This window comes from Borrelia nietonii YOR (assembly GCF_023035795.1).
GTDB lineage: Bacteria > Spirochaetota > Spirochaetia > Borreliales > Borreliaceae > Borrelia > Borrelia hermsii.
The window spans coordinates 210,233-230,415 of the sequence record NZ_CP073148.1; the positions used below are offsets into that span (position 1 = coordinate 210,233).

At 29.7% G+C, this 20,183-nt stretch carries 16 protein-coding genes, 1 tRNA gene and 2 pseudogenes; 11 read left to right on the forward strand and 8 right to left on the reverse strand.

The annotated features are described in order from the left end of the window. Positions 1-42 precede the first annotated feature (42 nt). The 6 genes and pseudogenes from bhYOR_RS08345 to bhYOR_RS01035 all read left to right on the forward strand — a co-directional run. Positions 43-735 (forward strand): annotated as a pseudogene (locus bhYOR_RS08345) (tetratricopeptide repeat protein); the annotation flags it as partial. Positions 736-1,500: 765 nt separating this feature from the next. Beyond that, positions 1,501-1,590: pseudogene (locus bhYOR_RS08455) on the forward strand (tetratricopeptide repeat protein); the annotation flags it as partial. Beyond that, positions 1,583-3,937 (forward strand): tetratricopeptide repeat protein, encoded by a 2,355-nt coding sequence (locus bhYOR_RS01020; protein ID WP_025433989.1) that lies wholly within the window; start codon positions 1,583-1,585, stop codon positions 3,935-3,937. The pseudogene bhYOR_RS08455 and the gene bhYOR_RS01020, both read left to right, overlap by 8 nt. Further along, a complete protein-coding gene (mutL, locus tag bhYOR_RS01025; RefSeq protein ID WP_025399552.1) occupies positions 3,934-5,772 on the forward strand; it encodes a DNA mismatch repair endonuclease MutL in 1,839 nt (612 codons plus the stop codon). Before bhYOR_RS01020 ends, mutL begins: the two co-directional genes overlap by 4 nt. Positions 5,773-5,792: 20 nt before the next feature. Further along, complete coding sequence (locus tag bhYOR_RS01030) at positions 5,793-6,833, forward strand: GumC domain-containing protein (RefSeq protein ID WP_025399553.1); 1,041 nt, start codon at positions 5,793-5,795, stop codon at positions 6,831-6,833. Positions 6,834-6,926: 93 nt separating this feature from the next. After that, positions 6,927-7,000 (forward strand) — tRNA-Ile (locus bhYOR_RS01035). Positions 7,001-7,002: 2 nt separating this feature from the next. On the opposite strand, the gene bhYOR_RS01040 is transcribed toward bhYOR_RS01035, so the two are convergent. Then, complete coding sequence (locus bhYOR_RS01040) at positions 7,003-7,659, reverse strand: hypothetical protein (RefSeq protein ID WP_025433990.1); 657 nt, start codon at positions 7,657-7,659, stop codon at positions 7,003-7,005. Then, complete coding sequence (efp, locus tag bhYOR_RS01045; protein ID WP_025399555.1) at positions 7,637-8,215, reverse strand: elongation factor P; 579 nt, start codon at positions 8,213-8,215, stop codon at positions 7,637-7,639. Before efp ends, bhYOR_RS01040 begins: the two co-directional genes overlap by 23 nt. A 119-nt stretch (positions 8,216-8,334) precedes the next feature. On the opposite strand from efp, the gene bhYOR_RS01050 reads away from it, so the two are divergent. From bhYOR_RS01050 to pstB, 4 genes are all read left to right on the forward strand, one after another. Continuing rightward, entirely contained in the window at positions 8,335-9,186 is an 852-nt protein-coding gene (locus bhYOR_RS01050) for a substrate-binding domain-containing protein (protein WP_172641842.1), read from the forward strand. A gap of 82 nt (positions 9,187-9,268) precedes the next feature. Beyond that, positions 9,269-10,177: a phosphate ABC transporter permease subunit PstC gene (pstC, locus tag bhYOR_RS01055; protein ID WP_025433991.1), complete on the forward strand. Its 909-nt coding sequence runs from the start codon at positions 9,269-9,271 to the stop codon at positions 10,175-10,177. After that, the gene (pstA, locus tag bhYOR_RS01060) at positions 10,174-11,715 is read left to right on the forward strand and encodes a phosphate ABC transporter permease PstA (RefSeq protein ID WP_025433992.1); all 1,542 of its coding nucleotides are present in this window, start codon (positions 10,174-10,176) and stop codon (positions 11,713-11,715) included. Before pstC ends, pstA begins: the two co-directional genes overlap by 4 nt. Continuing rightward, the gene (pstB, locus tag bhYOR_RS01065) at positions 11,716-12,480 is read left to right on the forward strand and encodes a phosphate ABC transporter ATP-binding protein PstB (protein WP_025399559.1); all 765 of its coding nucleotides are present in this window, start codon (positions 11,716-11,718) and stop codon (positions 12,478-12,480) included. Positions 12,481-12,490: 10 nt separating this feature from the next. Here the strand turns inward: pstB and bhYOR_RS01070 are convergent, their stop codons facing one another. From bhYOR_RS01070 to bhYOR_RS01090, 5 genes are read right to left on the reverse strand one after another with little or no spacing between them, the layout of a single operon-like run. Further along, positions 12,491-13,312: a ZIP family metal transporter gene (locus tag bhYOR_RS01070; protein WP_025399560.1), complete on the reverse strand. Its 822-nt coding sequence runs from the start codon at positions 13,310-13,312 to the stop codon at positions 12,491-12,493. Positions 13,313-13,350: 38 nt separating this feature from the next. Beyond that, a complete protein-coding gene (locus tag bhYOR_RS01075; protein ID WP_025433993.1) occupies positions 13,351-15,132 on the reverse strand; it encodes an alanine--tRNA ligase in 1,782 nt (593 codons plus the stop codon). Further along, positions 15,132-16,349 (reverse strand): flagellar motor switch protein FliG, encoded by a 1,218-nt coding sequence (locus bhYOR_RS01080; protein ID WP_025399562.1) that lies wholly within the window; start codon positions 16,347-16,349, stop codon positions 15,132-15,134. Before bhYOR_RS01080 ends, bhYOR_RS01075 begins: the two co-directional genes overlap by 1 nt. Beyond that, entirely contained in the window at positions 16,336-17,037 is a 702-nt protein-coding gene (locus bhYOR_RS01085; RefSeq protein ID WP_025399563.1) for a 6-phosphogluconolactonase, read from the reverse strand. Before bhYOR_RS01085 ends, bhYOR_RS01080 begins: the two co-directional genes overlap by 14 nt. Before the next feature lie 20 nt (positions 17,038-17,057). After that, positions 17,058-17,750 carry an SIMPL domain-containing protein gene (locus tag bhYOR_RS01090; protein ID WP_025399564.1) on the reverse strand — a complete coding sequence of 231 codons (693 nt, stop codon included), beginning with the start codon at positions 17,748-17,750 and terminating at the stop codon, positions 17,058-17,060. Between the two features lie 85 nt (positions 17,751-17,835). Here bhYOR_RS01090 and dusA point away from each other — a divergent pair, with 85 nt between their 5' ends. Beyond that, positions 17,836-18,843, forward strand: a complete 1,008-nt coding sequence (gene dusA / locus bhYOR_RS01095) for a tRNA dihydrouridine(20/20a) synthase DusA (RefSeq protein ID WP_025399565.1) — start codon at positions 17,836-17,838, stop codon at positions 18,841-18,843. On the opposite strand, the gene serS is transcribed toward dusA, so the two are convergent. Continuing rightward, on the reverse strand, positions 18,833-20,107 hold the full coding sequence (gene serS / locus bhYOR_RS01100; RefSeq protein ID WP_025399566.1) for a serine--tRNA ligase: 1,275 nt from the start codon (positions 20,105-20,107) through the stop codon (positions 18,833-18,835). The genes dusA and serS overlap by 11 nt on opposite strands. Positions 20,108-20,183: the final 76 nt, after the last annotated feature.

Genomic DNA, 20,183 nt, shown 5'->3' on the forward strand with positions numbered 1-20,183 from the left:
AAATATTTGCTTGAAAGTAATAAAATAGTACTTATAAAAGATATGAAGAAATGCTTATTATTGCTTAAAAATTTGATCATCTTGCTTATTTTACTGCTTAATGCAAATTTAGTATACTCTCAAAGATTAATTAAAATTGGACAAGAAGAGATAAAAAATAAAAATTATCCACAAGCAATAAAAATCCTCAGTGAGGCTATTCAGAAATACCCAAAAGTACAAAACGGATACTATTTTTTAGCAATAGCTTATAGAGAAAATAATCAACTAACAGAAGCAGAAGGAGCTCTGCTTGATGGAATTGCAATAGGAGGAGACATTGATTACAAGTTATATTTTGAATTGGGAAACATAATGTTTAAACGAGGTGAGGGTTATTATAATCTAGCGATCAAATATTATTCCAATTCAGTTAAAAATATGCCCAATTATGACAAAGCACTTCTTAACAGAGCAAATTCTTATGTTGAACAAGGAAAAATTAATTTTAAGGAAAAAGATTATAAAAATGCATGGGATTCATACAGCATGGCAATCCATGATTATTCGCAATTTATTACACTAAGATATGAAAGTGAAAAAAAAAATTCTATTCTCCACATGATCGATCTTTTAAGAAATAAAAAGGCCGCTCTTGAAAAACTTGACAAAAGTCTCAAGAATAGAAGTGAACACATTACCATAGGACAGCAACAAGATCATAAAAACAAAGAATCACAAGAAAATAAAAAAGAACCTGCAGACAAAGGCAAACCTGAAAACCAAAAATCACAAGAAAATAAAAAAGAACCTGCAGACAAAGGCAAACCTGAAAACCAAAAATCACAAGAAAATAAAAAAGAACCTGCAGACAAAGGCAAACCTGAAAACCAAAAATCACAAGAAAATAAAAAAGAACCTGCAGACAAAGGCAAACCTGAAAACCAAAAATCACAAGAAAATAAAAAAGAACCTGCAGACAAAGGCAAACCTGAAAACCAAAAATCACAAGAAAATAAAAAAGAACCTGCAGACAAAAACAAACCTGAAAACCAAAAATCACAAGAAAATAAAAAAGAACCTGCAGACAAAGGCAAACCTGAAAACCAAAAATCACAAGAAAATAAAAAAGAACCTGCAGACAAAAACAAACCTGAAAACCAAAAATCACAAGAAAATAAAAAAGAACCTGCAGACAAAGGCAAACCTGAAAACCAAAAATCACAAGAAAATAAAAAAGAACCTGCAGACAAAAACAAACCTGAAAACCAAAAATCACAAGAAAATAAAAAAGAACCTGCAGACAAAAACAAACCTGAAAACCAAAAATCACAAGAAAATAAAAAAGAACCTGCAGACAAAGGCAAACCTGAAAACCAAAAATCACAAGAAAATAAAAAAGAACCTGCAGACAAAGGCAAACCTGAAAACCAAAAATCACAAGAAAATAAAAAAGAACCTGCAGACAAAAACAAACCTGAAAACCAAAAATCACAAGAAAATAAAAAAGAACCTGCAGACAAAGGCAAATTTAAAGATAATTTAAAAACAAATTCTTTAATTGAATTAGACAAAATTAATTGGCAAGAGGAGTTAAATATAGATGAATAAAAGAAAAAATTTACCCATACTAATAATTTTGATAGTATTACTTATCGCTTCATTTGGAGGCCTTGGTTATTACGTATATAAAGAACGACTAAATAAAAACAATCAAGAAATAATGCTAAACGAAGTAAAAAATAGTATTATGGACAGAAATTACAAAAAAGCACACTCAATAACAAAAATTCTAAAAGACAAATATCCACAAAACACAGATATTGCAATGCTTGAGAATGCTCTCTCAGAACTTGCAAACAACAGTCCTTTTGAATCAAAAGATTTACAAAGAGATGCTGCCAATCAAATACTAGATAAAATACAAGGAAAAGAACAATTCATACCTATTAACAATGAAAATTCCGAAATTGCTTTTAATAATCGATATATCAAAGACACTACAAAAATAGAAAATTATGCTGATAGAAAAGATGATATTGGAATTAAAAACGAAGACATTCTAGAATTCAATCAAAATACAGTACCTGAAAACCTAAACAACAACACAAGTAAAAGAGTAAAACAACAAGAATCAAACCTAAACAGCAATAAATCTATTGAGAATAAAAAAAATCTATTTAACTTAAAAAAACTAAAAGAAAATCTCAATAAAGAACTAAATCAAACCAAAACCACCCAGTTAAACACTCCAAACAAAATCATAAAAATACACAAACAAAACGAAGATAAACTTATAGAAAAGAATACAGACTTTAAAGAAAATAAAAAAAACCAAATTGACAAAGTTAACAAAATCCCTCCTACTTTAAAACCAAAAACTAAAATAGAAAGCACAAACACAAAAAATTCTCCTAAAAATCAAATAATCGAAAAAATAGAGAGACCTTATAGCTATGTAACAAAAAAAGTACTCTACGAAATATTAGATAACATTAATACTGGCAATCCCTCTTTTGCGAAAGAAAGGCTTAATGAGCTTATTAAAAAAGGATTGAGTCATAAATTCAATAAAGTTAATGACTTAATTGATAAACTAAAAAACCAAGAAGCAGCTAATCTCTTAATTAAATTAATAAAACAAGATATCGAACCAAATTCAGCTGGCACAGAAAAAGCTCCTTTCAAAAAGGAGCTTTTAAAACAAGAACACCCCAAAGAAAAAATTTCCCCCATAAAAGATCAGTCAATAGATAATCAAATAAAAATGGAAGAAGAACCTAAAACATATGCAAACCATTCTAAGCAAGAGTCAACAGATTTACAATCTCTTAAAATGCTAGCATCAGCAAATGAAGAACAGAAAGACTTCAAAAAGGCTGAAGAAATTTATGAAAAAATTGCAAGTATTACAAATAACGCAGAAGATCACTACAAAGTTGGAATAATGAAATTTAAACTTAAAAAATATGAAGAAGCAATAAAAGCATTTGATAAAACAATATCACTAAATCCAAAACACAAAAAAGCATATACAAATAAAGGAACAAGCTTAATATTATCAAATACACCAAAACAAGCAATTGAAGCTTTCAAAAAAGCAATTATAATTGACAAAAATTATGATAATGCCTACTACAAAAAAGGAATAGCAGAAGAACAAAATAATGATAAACAAAACGCTTTCTTAAGTTTCAAAAAAGCTTATGAAATTACAAAAAATCCCCATTACGCTTTAAAAGCAGGAATTATGGCAAATCATATTGGGGATTTTAAAAACAGTGAAAAATACCTAGACAAGGCAAGTGCTTCAATAAAAGAAAAAAACGATATTATGTTTTATAATCTAGCAATAGCAAAATTTGAAAATAATAATCTTAATGAGTCACTAAAAACCATCAATCAAGCTCTTGTCATAAATCCAAAAAAACCCGAATATCTATATTTAAAGGCATCCATTTATCTAACTAAAGAAAATTATAATGAAGCAATACCACTCTACAATGCTGTAATTTTAAAAAACCCTGATAATATTACGGCTCATATCAATTTAGCAAGATCATATGAAAAATCAGGCAATGAAGTAAAAGCAATTGAAATCCTTGAAAAAATTAGCAATAAAAATCATTTACTAGCATTAAACAATCTTGGAATACTTTATAAAAACCAAAAAAACTATCAAAAAGCAATAAAAATTTTTCAAAAAGCAGAAGCTCTCTCAAGTCTTGAAGCAAAATATAATCTTGCAACTACCTTTCTTGCTCTTAAAGATAATAAAAGGGCCATGGAAAAATTAAAAGAATATATCAAAATAAATCCAAATAACCCAGAAGCTCTACATGCATTAGGTACAATAGAATATAATGATAATGGAAATGACAAAATACTTAAAGAAGTAATTAACAAATTCCCTAATTACAAACAAAATCAAACAATAATGAAAATAATAGGCAAATGAATAAAATAAAATTTTTAGACAAAAGTCTAGTACAAAAAATAGCAGCAGGAGAAGCCATAGACAGGCCTTGTTCTATTTTAAGAGAATTACTTGACAATGCAATAGATTCTGGGGCAGATAAAATCGAAGTTTTTATTGAAGAAGGTGGTATTCGAAGAATACTAATAACAGATAATGGTAGCGGAATAAGCAGAGAAGACTTAAAGATATGCTACCTACCCCACACTACTTCAAAAATAAATGAAGAACAAGACCTTGAAAAAATCCAAACATTAGGCTTTAGAGGAGAAGCTCTCTCAAGCATTGCCATTTGTTCAAATCTCACAATAACAAGTTCAACTACGGGAGAAGACAGCTACCAAATTGAAGTTGAAAATGGAACTGAAAAGTATTTTAAAAAACAATCCGCAATAAATGGAACAATAGTAGATGTTACAAATTTATTTCACAATTTTCCAGCAAGGAAAAGATTCTTAAAAAAAGACTCTATCGAGACAAAAATGTGTTTAAAAGTTTTTGAAGAAAAAGCTGTTACTCATCCTGGTATTGACTTTAAATTAAATATAAACAATGAATTGAGAAAAGTTTACTTTAAAGAAAGCTTAATAGATAGGGTTCAAAGTGTATATGGGGAAATAATAGATAACAATAAATTTGGAAAAATAGAAGCGGAATATGAAAATATACAAATGAAAATCTTTTTTGCTCCACCCAATTTCTCAAGGAAAGACAAACGAAACATAAAAATCTTTGCCAATAGAAGACCTGTTGAGGAAAAAAATCTATCCGAAGCAATAATTGATGGACATAACAAAATACTCACTAATAAAAATTTCCCAATATGTTATCTATTCTTAGAAATAGATCCCAAACATATCGATTTTAATATACATCCTCAAAAAAAAGAAGTAAGATTTTTTAATTTACCATTTCTTCCTAAACAAATTGCAAGCAATATTAATGAATTCTTTGACAGAGAACAAAAAGAGATTTTACAAGACTACCATAACATAATAATCAAAAGACAACTAACAAATGATGCTCATCTATTACACACTGAGGATGATCCAACAAACTCAGATTTTCAAGCTTATGAAATCACACAAAACGAATCATTGACTCTAGACAAACCTCAAAACAATAAAATAACAAACATAATAGAAGACAAGGTAAAATTTGAAAGTCAAACCCCAATGCAAAAAGACAAAGCATCATTTAAAAACTACATCCAAAACATTTTTCTAAAAACTTCTACAATGCTAAATGATTTCCAAAAACCAATAGAAAAACATGAATTTAGATATATGGGACAACTATTTGCGGAATTTTTAATAGTAGAAAGCGATAATGAAGTTTATTTCATAGATCAACATGCACTTCACGAGAAAATTATATATCAAATCCTAATAAAATCAGAAAAAATTATTCAAAAACTTCTAGTACCAATTGAGTTTCAAGTAGACTGTGAAGATACAGATAAAATACTAGCAACCGAATTGGAAGAATATAAAAAAATAGATATTACAGTTAACAAAATAAAGGAGCAAACTTATCAACTCGAATCAATTCCCAATATCTGTAATAAGTATGAAAGTGTTATCATTCAATTTCTAAAGACAAGAAAAAGCAAAACAATTGATTCTCTGGAAGCCGACTTATATGCAACTATTGCATGTAGACAAGCTATTAAGCGCAATGATACAATAAGTTCTGAATTTAGTCAATTTTTAATAAATGAATTTTTCAACCTCAAACTAAAACATTGTCCACATGGAAGAAAAATTTACCATAAAATCTCTAAATTTGAGCTTGAAAAAAATGTTAACAGAAAATAAAATAAACATGGAAGCCGATAATGATCAAAACTCTTAAATCGAAAATTAAAAAACTAATACCACAAAGAGATAAAAAATTAATTGAACTTGGAAAGGCGCTTAAAAACAGTAACGTAATAGAGCTTAAAAAATTAGAATCTTATACATCTTTAAAGCTAATTGAAAAAGAAATATCTCAACTTAAAGTAAATTTAAACAAAGCAGAAGATGATGAGAATAAACTAAGAGAACTATATAAAAAGGGAAAAGACTACAAAGAAAGCAAAAAACATATCCTAAAAGCATACGAAACAAAACTTAAAAAAATTACTGAAATAATAATAAACAAATATCCGAATAATCTCTCAGCAATTTTAGAATACAAAATGAATTTTACCAAATCGGCACTTCAAAAACATAAATACAAAATTACAGAAATAATAAAATTCAATGAAAAAATCAATTTCTTCAAAAAGCTTATTATAAACACCAAACTAATACTAAAAAATATCATAAATAAAATAAACATAAAAAAAATAGCAAAAGAATTCGAGAAAAAAATATTGAAAGAACATTTATTCTCAGAAAATTTAGAAAATTTAGTTGATGAATTTGTAGGAAATAAAGAGTTAAGCAAAGAAATTATTGAAGAATACAAGTTAATGAATGAAATTCAAGCAGAAATTGTAAAAATACATAATGCAATAAAACATAAAAATATAAAAGACAACATTAATATTAAGAATAAAATAGAACGCGCTATTAATATTGCTCAAACAAATAAAGAATTAATTTTAAAAAAAATTGCCGAAGAATTTGTTGAAATGTCAAAGACAGAAAAGGGATTAAATAAAACCGGAACAATTAATTCATTGTTAGAAACAATTAAAAATATAAATCAACAAATATCCAAATTGAACGAAGATCTAATAAAAGCAATAAAAATAGAAGAAATAGCAAAAGTGCGAGCAAAAATGCAACAACTCATAAAAAATAAAGAATCAATCGAGACCAAATTAAACGAACTAAATTCAAAAATAGAAACCATACAAAACGAAATCGATGAACTTGACAATCAATAAAAAATCAATATAATGATCTAAGGTATTTCAAGCTTTAAGGGGCATCAAATGTGTTTAATCACTCTTAAGACCTTTTAGTTTGTCTTTACTATGGGGCCTATAGCTCAGTTGGTTAGAGCACCCGACTCATAATCGGGTGGTCCCAGGTTCAAGTCCTGGTGGGCCCAAACTATTTTAATTTAAAAAATAAATTAGAATTCTTACCCAGATGATAAAATCCTATATAAGCATCCAAATTATCATCATCCAGCTGAATATTTTTTAAGTCTTCGATCTTAGCAATTGAATATAAAAAATTAATTTCATCTTTAGAAGTCTTAATTAAATATAAATTATTACCACTAATCTCATTTAACTTAACCATATCTTTCGATATATACATATAATCATGAATTAAAGTCAATTCTTCTTCGGACAAGCTTAAATTTATGACAATATCTTTACTATATACCCTCATTCCAGAATCAACAAGATGAACTTGTGCCACAAAATCATCAAAAATCTTATCAGCAAAATTAAACCTTAAATCCTTACAATAAAGAACATCTACCCCAAGCACAGAACCTATGAAAGAAGAAGTATATTTATCCCTAACTACCTCAATAAATTCCTTACTATCCATATTCTCAATAACAAATTTGATCACATCACTAGGATTTAAAACTTTAATTGCAAAATCAAAAGTCATAAAATAATCAAGCTTATTCTTAGTGAAATAATAATTAATTACATAATCAATTTCCCTTATATCAGGATAGTTCATCTCACAAGAACAGAAAACAATAAAAAATAATAACAATATGTTATTCTTTAACTCTCTCAACATATTCTTTAGTTTCAGAATTAACTAAAATTTTATCTCCAACATTAATAAAAAGGGGTACTTTTACTACTAAGCCTGTATGCAGTGTAACATTCTTCATCGCATTAGTTACAGTATCACCTTTAACAGCAATCTCAGCATCTACAACTTCAAATGCAACTTTTGGGGGCAATTTAAGGTCAATAACTTCATTATCCCATTTAACAAGAGAATAAATCCCAGCCTCTTGAAAAAATAGAACCTTATCCTCAATGTTTGGAACCTCTCTTAAGTTAACATTAAATTGATCATAAGTTTCTAAATCCATAAAAATAAGATTATCACTATCCCTATAAAGATACTGAGAACTAACTTCTAACACTTCAATTTCTTCTACTGTATCAGCACCCTTTAAAGTCTCCTTAACAACAGACTTATTTTTAAGATTTTTAAGCTTCAATCTTACAATGGAACCACCCCTACCCATTTTTGAAAATTCTCGCTCAAGAACAATATGTGGCATGCCTTTAAAAAGCAAAAAAGAACCTTTTTCAATCTCTCCCGATTTAATTATACCCATCTAATACCTCAAATTTTTAATGTGCATAATAACTTATATCAAAAAATCAAAATATTTACTATTCATTGACTTATCTAAGATTAATGATATTATATATAGTTATAAAAGGAGTTAATTTAATGCAAGCTATCAAAATACTCTTTGCTATTTCACTAGCTTTTTTATTTAGCAACTGTACAAACAAAGGCAAAGAAAATGTCATTGCAATTGGTGGATCTACTTCAACAACCTCTATTATGGACGAGATGATCCTACGATATCAAAAAATAAATGATCAAATTAAAGTAACTTATGATGCCCAAGGCAGCAGCGTTGGCATTAAAGGATTATTTGATGGTATTTATAAAATGGCAATTTCTTCAAGAGACGCAACTGAGGAAGAAATAGCTCAGGGAGCAAAAATCACGGTCATTGCTTATGACGCTTTAATATTCATTACAAGTCCTGACGTCAAGATCACAAATATTGCAGAAGAAGATTTAGTAAAAATACTTAACGGAAGTATTAGAAATTGGAAACAAGTCGGCGGACCTGATGCTAAAATTAACTTCATAAACCGAGATTCATCATCAGGCTCTTACTCATCTATTACAGAACTAGTCCTTGAAAAAATATTAAAAAATCCCGAGGAGACTCAATTCAGACAGGATAGTATTGTGGTAAAATCCAATGGTGAAGTAATTGAAAAGATAAGTCTCACACCTCACTCGATTGGTTACATTAGTTTTGGATATGCAAGAGGTGCAATAGAAAAAGGTCTACATACACTCTCAATAAACAGCATATATCCTACAAAAGAAACAATAATAAAGGATAAATATAATATAAAGAGAAGGCTAATAGCAATCACAAGTAGTATTTCTGAGAATCAGAACACACTTGATTTTATCAATTTTATGCTAAGTCCAACTGGACAAGATATTGTTGAAGAACAAGGGTTCATAAAAGTTCATACAACTGAAAATAACTAAAATCGTGACAAACTTGACTAATAAGTTAATTTAAATATAAACTTAGCAAAGTTCGATTTCTATAGGGGAACTCTTTTAAAGGATGAAATTAACTCTAAAGACAAAAAGAAATACTGTTAAATTGGCTTTCAACTGTTTTATTTTTATATCCACAACAATTAGTACTTTGACAATATTATTATTAATCTTATTTATAATCAAAAATGGACTAGCACCTTTTCTTCATAATAGAATTAAAATCTTTAATTTCCTATTTAGTACAAACTGGAATCCTACTAGTAAGTTACAAAAATCTTACGGAATTTTATCTTTCATTATAAACTCAGCTTTAACAACATTTTTCTCTGTTCTAATCGCATTACCAATTGGACTTGGATTTGCAATTTACCTGTCTGAGAAAACCAAAGGCATTTACCAGAAAACATTACAAACCATAATAGAACTCCTCGCAGGAATCCCAAGCGTAGTATATGGATTTTTTGGAAGTACATTTATAGCCACACTTGTAAAGAACACTTTTAGAAGAGAAGATAACTTAGGACATAATCTAATAACCTCAGTAATAGTTTTAAGCATAATGATACTCCCAACAATAATTAGCGTCTCATACACATCACTTAAATCTGTTCCAAAATCATATAAACTAGCATCTCTTGCACTAGCTGCAACAGACTGGCAAACAATATATAAAGTAATGATCCCTTCAGCTGGAAAAGGTATTTTAGCAGGAGTAATACTAGCAATTGGAAGAGCTATTGGCGAGACAATAGCGGTTTTAATGGTTGGTGGGGGCTCACCTTTATTTATAAAGAATATATTCTCACCTATTAGAACACTAACAGTAAACATCGCAATAGACATGGGATACGCATCTGGAACTCACAAAGAAGCTTTATTCTCTACAGCCTTGATCTTGTTATTATTAGTAATAATAATAAATTCAATTAAACATTTTATTTTATCCTCATCTAAAAGGCTAAAAATCAAGTGAATACAATTCAAATAAATAAATTGTTCAATAAAATTTCATTCTGCATAATCAAGTTCATTGCTTATTCTTTAATAACACTATTATTTTTTTTAATATCTTATATAGTATACAATTCACTATTTTTTACCAGTAAAAAACAAACACTATTTTTAGATGAAACAAAACATTTTCTACCATTCACATTAAATAATAAAATCATTAAGATTGCCTTTATTATTAATAAAAGCATAAAAGCAGAAGAAATTACTACTCAAGATATCTATAATATATACAACAATAAAATTTCACATTGGGGAAGCATATCAGATCAAAGTATTGACATAGTTCCACTTGCAAGTTCACAATCAAACCTGGCAAGTACAGTCATACTACAAACTTTTACTAATGACAATAAATTTAACAACAGGTATGTAAAGATTATAGAATCTAATGAAGAGATGATAAAAACTGTCAATAAAACAACAGGTACTATTGGTTACTTAACAAAAGAAGATCTTGAAAAATTAGATTTTAAAAAATATCCAGAGATTAAATCCCTAAAAATCAGATCTATGTCTATTTTAGTGGGCAAAAAAACACTACAAAAAAGTGAAAATGAAATTATTGACATACTAAGCCTTAATCAGATTAAAAAGTTACTCATAGAAAAGACAGATTGGAATGACTTAATATCTAAAAATATCAAATTGAACATCATAAAATACTCAAGTTATGATCAAAATGCAATAAAAGCAGTAGAAGAAAATGAAGGCACAATTGCGGTTGTACCTTGGCATTCTTTCTATAAAAGTGATGCACCCTTTCTCAAATTATATTATATGAAAAAAAGCATGCCTTTAAACTTAAACTTTATATTATCTACTCCAAGAAATTCTGGAAAATATGGAGGTATTTCTTATTTAATCTTAAACACATTCTACGTCATACTATTAACAGCAATAATCTCAATTTCAACAGGCATTGGTACAGGAATAATGCTTGCAGAATATACTTCAAATAAAGTACTCTATAAAACAGTATCTATGAGTGTTGATATCTTATCATCAATTCCTGCTATTATTTTTGGACTCTTTGGACTTATCTTTTTTGTTCCAATTTTTGGCATGGGAATACTCTCAGGAGCAATAACAAGTTCTTTAATGATATTACCAATGATTGTTAAAACAACCGAGGAAACACTAAAATCAATTCCTAAATCATATAAATACGCTTCTTTTGCTCTTGGCGCCAATAAAACAGAAACTATAATTAAAATCCTACTACCCGCTTCTAGCCCAGGTATATTGACAGGAATAGTGCTTGCAATAGGACGTGCCCTTGGAGAAACCGCCGTACTCCTTTTTACAATGGGAACAAATTTAGGTCTTGCAAGTGCTTTAAATGAACCTTCAAGAAGTTTAACTGTACATCTACTATTATTATTTCAAGAAGGGTATTTAGACAAAGGTTTTGCAACAGCATCAATACTTACAATGATGATACTTTTAATAAATTTAACATCAAAATTTCTAATCAATAGACTATATAGGATCAAATAAATGAATCAAGACAAAGCAATTATTAAAACAGAAAATCTAAACTTATTTTATACAGATTTTAAAGCATTAAATAATATTAATATATCAATACTAAGAAATAGCATCACAGCCTTAATAGGTCCATCAGGTTGTGGAAAATCAACATTCCTTAGAACACTTAACAGAATGAATGATCTTGTGGAAGGCGTTAAAATAGAAGGAAAAGTTATATATGAAGGTAAAAGTATTTATTCAAATAACTTTGATGTTCTGGAACTTAGAAGAAAAATTGGAATGGTTTTTCAAACCCCTAACCCATTCTTAATGTCAGTTTATGACAATATAAGTTACGGGCCTAAAATCCACGGAATTAAAGACAAAAAAAAACTTGATGAAATAGTTGAAAAATCCCTAATAAAATCTGCACTATGGAATGAAGTAAAAGATAAACTTAATAGAAATGCCTTAAGTCTTTCAGGAGGACAACAACAAAGACTTTGTATTGCAAGAACTCTTGCGATTGAACCAAATGTAATATTAATGGATGAACCTACTTCTGCTCTTGATCCAATCTCAACGGGCAAAATTGAAGAATTAATAATAAATTTAAAAGAAAGTTATACAATCATAATTGTAACTCATAATATGCAACAAGCCGGCCGAATATCTGACAGAACTGCATTCTTTCTAAACGGCCAAATTGAAGAAGAAAGCCAAACAGATGAGTTATTCTTCAATCCTAAGAATACTAAGACCGAAGAATACATCACTGGTAAATTTGGATAATTTTGAATAATTAACCCAAAGAAACATCAAGAAACATCATTAAAGCAAACCCAATAACTCCAAATATGGTTGGAATCTTATTGTCAATATCTTTCCTTTTAGCTTCAGGTATTAACTGCTCAATTGAAACATAAATCATTGCTCCTGCAGAAAAAGATAAAGCAAATGGTAAAATTCTAGTAAAAGTATAAACTGCATAAGCTCCTAACAATCCTCCAACAATTTCTACTAAACCTGACATCTGACCATAATTAAAACACTTCCATAAAGGAACATTACCTCGTCTTAAAGGCAAAGAAATAGCTGCACCTTCTGGCATATTTTGAATACCAATTCCTAATGTAAGAATCATAGCTCCAACTAAAGTATGAAGGTCAGGAGAAGAAGCTATAGCACCAAAAGCAACACCAACAGCAAGTCCTTCCGGAAAATTATGCAACGTAACAGCTGTAAAAAGCAAAAAGTCCTTCTTTCCATGTCTTGTTAAATCTTCATCAATAAATGCCAGTTTATCAAGATCTGGCACAAATACATCTACTATGTATATAAAAAATGCTCCTACAAGAAAACCAAAAACTGCCGGTATCCATGCAATATAACCAAGTCCTTCTGCCATCTCTATTGCTGGTTTAATAAGTGAAAAAAAACTAGCAGCAATCATAATTCCTGCTGAAAATCCAAGCATAGCATCCATTATTTTATTGTTTACTCTTCTGAAACAAAAAACTGCAGCTGCCCCAAAGGCTGTAGTAAACCAAGTAAAAGTAGAACCTAAAAATCCTAAAAAAATAGGATGTAGAGTCAATAAATAATCGCATAAATGTTTAAACATAAAGTATCCTCCAACACTCTTAAAAATATCCTTAAGTATTAATCAATCAAAATGGCCCTTATTCTTCTTACACCTGAGGATGAGGCTTGTTCCTTTTGTATCTTAAAAGTACCAAGCTCACCAGTATTCTTAACATGGGGACCACCACAAACTTCAATTGAAAAACCATCTATTTCATACACACTTACAATATCTTCATATTTCTCACCAAATAAAGCCATTGCACCCTTAGCCAAAGCATCATCCAGATTCATTACAGATCGTTTTACAGATAACTTATTTTTTATCTGTAAATTAACCATATCTTCAACTTGTTTTATCTCATCATCCGTCATTTTATAAGGATGACTAAAATCAAATCTTAGTCTCTCAGCAGTAATATTACTACCCTTCTGTCTTACATGCTCACCTAAGATTAATTGAAGTGCCTTATGAAGCAAATGAGTGGCTGTATGCAACTTAGTAGTCTCATACGTACAATCTGCAAGACCTCCTTTAAAGACCTTATCACCCCCCTTCTTAGAAACCTCTTGATGCTTTTTAAAATGCTCTTCAAATCCAGCTTTATCTATACTAAATCCATATTCAGTTGCAAGTTCTTCCGTTATTTCATAAGGAAAACCATAAGTATCATAAAGTTTAAAAGAAATATCACCAGGAATTGATTTTGATGATAATTGCTGAATTAATTTAATAAATTCTTGCTCACCATGCCGCAAAGTTTTAAAAAATTTCTCTTCCTCTACATTTAACTCGGCCTTAATAAAATCTTTCTTTTCTGTTAATTCCTTATAAAAAGATTTATAAATCTCTTCAACAGAATCAACAAGATCTGCTAAAACATAAGATTCCATCCCAAGTTTTTTGGCATATCTAATAGCTCTCCTAATTATTCTTCTTAAAACATAACCTTGCCCTATATTAGAAGGAAGGACTGCAAAATTATCAGCTAAAATAAAACAACTGGCTTTAACATGATCAGCAATTATCCGAATAGATCTATCATCCTCTAAATTCTGTCCATAAATCTTACCAGAAATTTTTTCGATCTTATCAATTATTGGTTTAAATGCATCCGTGTCATAAACTGAAGATTTTCCTTGTAAAAATGTAATTGTTCTCTCAATGCCCATGCCTGTATCCACACATTTTCGCTTTAGTTCCTCATAATTTCCATTCTCATCCCTTTTATATTGCATAAAAACATTATTCCAAATCTCAAAATATTTACCACAATAACAGGTAATATCACATTTACTTGAGCATTTCTCCTTACCCGTATCCACAAATATTTCAGTATCTGGCCCACAAGGTCCTGTATTCCCAACAGGTCCCCAAAAATTATGCTCTCTTGAGAGATAAAATATTCTATCTTTAGGAATTCCAAGACTTTCCCAAACATTAGCAGTCTCTGCATCCCTAGGAATACTCTCATCACCTGCAAAAACACTAACATAAAGTTTATCTTTCGAAATATTTAAGTAATTAGGTGAAGTTAAAAACTCAAAACTATATTTTACAGAAAGTTCTTTAAAATAAGCACCAAGAGACCAATTGCCAAGCATTTCAAAAAAAGTTAAATGACTCAGATCCCCCACTTCATCAATATCTCCTGTTCTTAAACATTTCTGAACATCAACTAACATATCTCCAGATGGATGCATTTCTCCAAGAAGATAAGGTACAAGGGGTTGCATGCCAGCTGTATTAAAAAGGACTGTAGAATCATTATCAGGAATTAAAGATTTGCCTGCAATTTCACAATGTCCCTTACTTTTAAAAAATTCTATATACTTTTTACGTAGTTCATCAAGTTTCACTAAACAAACTCCTCATTCTTTCTATATATCATTAACTCACCCTTTAGTGTCAACTCTTTAATATAATTAACAAAGGATGTAGTTCTTGCCTTTATATCTCTCTTTCTTAACTTTTTCAAAAAAGACTCTTCTTCTAAGATAAGATCTTTACGTCTTCTTGAAACATTGAAAAGAATCTTATCTCTAATTTCATTGCTTTTATCTTTAATAATAATCGCAATATCGTTATCTGTAAATTCCCTTAAAATATTATGCATGTCATTATCTGTAATTCTAAGTATTACATTAATATCAAATATTTTTTCTTTAATCTCACTATCTTTAACGGGATTTAAAGCTTTCATATCAATATTATTCAAAAGATTTTTTTCATCCTCAGAATCCATGTAGCTTAAAATATCAACTAGTATCTTAGAACCATCAAGTTTTTCTGTCTTAAATTTACCCTGCATCTCAAATCTGCTCTTAAGTCTATCAGAAATAACCTCAACCATATCCATATTTATCTGTCTTGGCTTAGCAAGCTCTTTAATAAACTGTTTCTTAATATCTTTTTCCAACATAGAAAAAACATATTTTTTCTGGATTTTTGTTAAATAATTATATATTACCAAAAGTGTTTGAACATTTTCATTTCGAATTAAAGCCCAAAGTTGCTCATTCTCAATACCAGACAAGTAATCAAAAGGCAAAAATGGATCATTTCCTGTAACTTTTTTATAAATCTCTTTCGCCTTTGCCTTACTTAAAGATTTATTCAATAACTCATAAGTAAACTTATCATCAATTTTTAAATATTTTTTTTCATTTCTTACTAATTCTTCAAATTCTTGAATAATGCGTTTTTTATCATCAGGAGTAATATACTTAATTTTAGTAATTTCTCTAGTAATCGCAATTATATCAGCATCATCAAGCTCAGCCATAATTTCTGCTGATTTTTCAAGACCAATAGCTAAAAAATACTTTGCTATCTTTGATACCTTACTCTCTTTGCGAATAAACCCCGGCTTCTCAACTCCTCTATTAGTAGAACTTGATTTACTAGAAATCCCCCTCCCTCCCCTCTTAACCAGATTGACCCAAGACTTAAGCAGAGAGCCTTGTATCTCAGAATCGGACAACTCATCATTCAACTTGTCTTTTTCAATATCTTTAAAATCCTTAATTCCCAAATTTTTTGCACTCTGATACTTGGAAAGCCTAGGATCCTGCATAGACCCCCTCAATATTTGTAAGAACTAATAAATGCGGGTGATCTTTAAAAATTTTAGCTGGACATTCCCTTAAAGAAACTCCTGAATTTAAAAAATTTTCTAAAGCACCTTTTTTTTCAGGGCCAATAAAGAGCAAAACAGAAGCCTTAGAAGCAAGTAAAGATTTAGGGGTTAAGCTAATTCGCTTACTTGGTAGCTTTGGTGAATCATACTCATATTGATATCCTTCCATTTCAGAAAACAAAAGTTTTTTCGAAGGAAAAAGAGAAGCAACATGCCCATCCTCACCAACAGACACAATGCTTAGATCTAATCTTGTGAACCTAGAACTGAATTCAACATTATAATTATAAATAGATGACGCCTCATCAAACCCACTGTAAATAAATGGATGCAAATTAGAACCACAGATTAAATTCTTTTCCACCATTTTAGAAAAAAATCCTTCACTTAAAAGTCTAAAATTACTATAATCACTATTTAATTCAACACAACGCTCATCTACCAAAAAAAAATGGGATTTCTTAAGAGGATAATTCTGCTCATCAAAAACATTGAGAAAAGAAATAATATTGCGGCCACCGCAAACCCCAATACTAGTAAAATCATCTTGACTAATATTGTTTAAAAAAAAATCAAAAAACTTTTCCTTCAAATCACTCTCTGTATTAGAACACAAAAATTGCATCACTATTCCTTTCAATAAATTTAATCTAAATAATAAGAAACTGTTGTAACTACCCTTAATATCTTCTTTGAATAACGTTCATGCCTTCCTGAACTTCTATCAGATGGAAGAAACTCAAAGTATCCTTGATTTGCAGTCTTAATTTTTCCTAAAACAGCACCTGAATTTTGTGCAAACTCCAAAGCTGCCCACAATGCATTTTTAACAGAATCTGCTAGCATTTCAGGTTTAACCTCATTGATCTTGTCAAAATAATAACTTGGTCCATCATTACCACTAAAGAGTACCCCTTTATTGTAAAGTTCAATAATGTTTTTGCTTGCCTGCTCCATTTTATCAACATCTTTAGTATAAACACCTAAGGATACATACGCATTATACTTATAAAGAGCATTACGATGATTTGAAATATTAAAATCCATACCTCTCATAGTTATATCATCTTCATGAAACCCATAGCTAACAAAAAAATTCTTTATCGTCAAAAAATTTGCATTATTTAACTTATTAATCTCATCTACAGTATTTCCACCCAACTCATACTGCAAATTCCAACTTGCAGAAGTTGAGAGCACCTCTTTTTCACTCAAGCCCTTAACAGTAACATAATTTCCATTTTTAATTCCAATATTCTTTATGCCACTAGATATGATAACTGATGCTACCACAAAAACTAAAGACGATAATAAAATTAATAACCTTTTTACCAAAATAAATCCTTACCTCCCGGTTTTTATAAATTTTTTAAAAAAATTATAATATTGTCAAATTAAACAATTTATTTTAGCATATTATGCTATGTTAATAAACCGAAAAATATCGGTAGCACCAATGGTAGCAATTACCGATGAACACTTTAGATATATGATAAGATTATTATCAAAAAAAGTCACTTTATACACTCCAATGATTTCTGCAAAATCAATTATCATGGGTAATTTAAATAAAGTTGTAAAACAAACTCCCACTGATTCTCCAATTGCAATTCAAATAGCAACAAGCTGTGAGAATGATGCTGCAAAAGCTATAGAAATTCTTGAAAATAAATTTAATTTTGATGAATATAATCTTAACGTTGGCTGCCCATCATCTAAAGTCCAAAACGCAAACTATGGAGCCTGTCTAATGCAAACCCCAACTCAAGTAGGCAAGATCTTGAAAGCCATGAAAAAAAACACAAATAAACCTGTCTCAATCAAACACAGAATAGGTATAAGAAATAACAAAAGAGAATATCATGAAGAGAACTACACAGAACTTCAACAATTCGTAGAAAAAATTATGGAATATGAAATAAAAAATTTTACTGTTCATGCACGATTAGCCATATTAAATGGATACTCTCCTAAAGATAATCAAAATATCCCAAAACTTAGACATGATTTTGTATATCGATTGAAGCAAGAGCATAAAAATATATTTATTGAAGTAAATGGAGGAATTAATAGTAGCGATCACATAAAAACACATCTATCTTATGTAGATTCTGTCATGATTGGAAGAGCTGTAGCAAAGGATCCATATTTAATTGCAAAAATTTCAAGAGAATTCCTAGAAGAAAAGGAAAAAATTCCAACAAGAGAAGAAACATTATTAAAAATGGTAGAATATATCAAAGAGTACAATGAACACCTTTCAATTAGCACTATATTAAAACACATAATGAGCATAGTATTTGCTAAAGAAAATGCCCGCAAATTTAGACAAGTTTTAAGTGCACCTTTTCCTAAAAATCTTAAAAATCACGAAATACTCTTAAGTGCAATTGAACACTTAAGAGAAGATACTTTAAAATCTAATTTTTAGGGGATATATAATCAAAACCTGTATATTTAACCAAACTCTTAGGTATTCTAACCCCGCCTCTTTCATCCTGGAAGTTTTCAAGTATGGCAATAATAGTTCTTGTTGAAGCTATTGCTGTTCCATTTATCATATGTACAAACTTACTCTGGCCATCATCCTTATATCTAATCTTAAGGCGTCTTGACTGATAATCTGTACAATTTGAGGTTGAAGTAACCTCCCCATACTCGCCATTATCCCCCCTACCCGGCATCCAAGCTTCAATATCATATTTCTTATAAGCTGGTGCACCAAGATCAAAAGAGCAAACATTTAAAACCCTATACGGGATCTCAAGTTCGGTAAAAATCTCTTCTTCTAATGCTAAAAACTCATTGTGAATACGCTCAGAGTCTTCACTTTTACAAAGACAAAACATTTCAACCTTACTAAACTGATGCACTCTATAAAGTCCCTTAGAAAATTGCCCAGCTGCTCCAGCCTCTTTACGAAAACAATGAGAAAGTCCTGCCATTCTTAGTGGGGACTTAAGATCCAATATAGTATTATAATAATATCCACCAAGAGTAATCTCAGCTGTACCCACAAGATATTTATCTGTATCTTCAATCTTATAAATATTACTCTCAGTGCCACGCGGATTAAATCCAATCCCATCAACTATAAATTCCCTTGCAACATCAGGTGTTACAAATAAATCAAAACCCTTGAGTTTAAGTTTATTTAAAGCAAAATTAATCAATGCAAGCTCTAAGAAGACAGCTTCATTTTTAAGATAATAAAACTTATTACCGCTAACCTCACGTGCCCTTTCAAAATCAAAAAGATCCAAATCAATTCCAATGGCTAAGTGATCCTTTGGTTTAAAATCAAATTTTGGAATATTTCCTGATAACTTTAACACAACATTTCCATCTTCACCCTCACCAACAGGAACATCAGGAGCAGAAATGTTTGGAATTTGCTTATGTTCAATTAAAAGTTTAGATACTATATAATTCAATTTCTCTTCTAAAACTGCTATTTCAGACTTTAAAGCCTTGCCAGTCTCTATTAAATAATTCCTACGATAATCATCCATTTTTTCTTTCATAGCATTAGCGTTTTCATTCCTTGCCGCATTCAACTCGCCTATCTTAGTAATAAGTTTTCTGCGCTCATCATCAAACGAAATTAACAAATCAAGATTTAATTTCAATCCTCTATCTTTAATATTTTTCTGAATAAGCTCTAAATTATCTCTTATAAACTTCAAATCAAGCATCACAGAACTCCCAAAATCGATTTAACTAAAAATAATTAAAGTTAAACAAAATGAAAAATAAATTATATTAATTAAT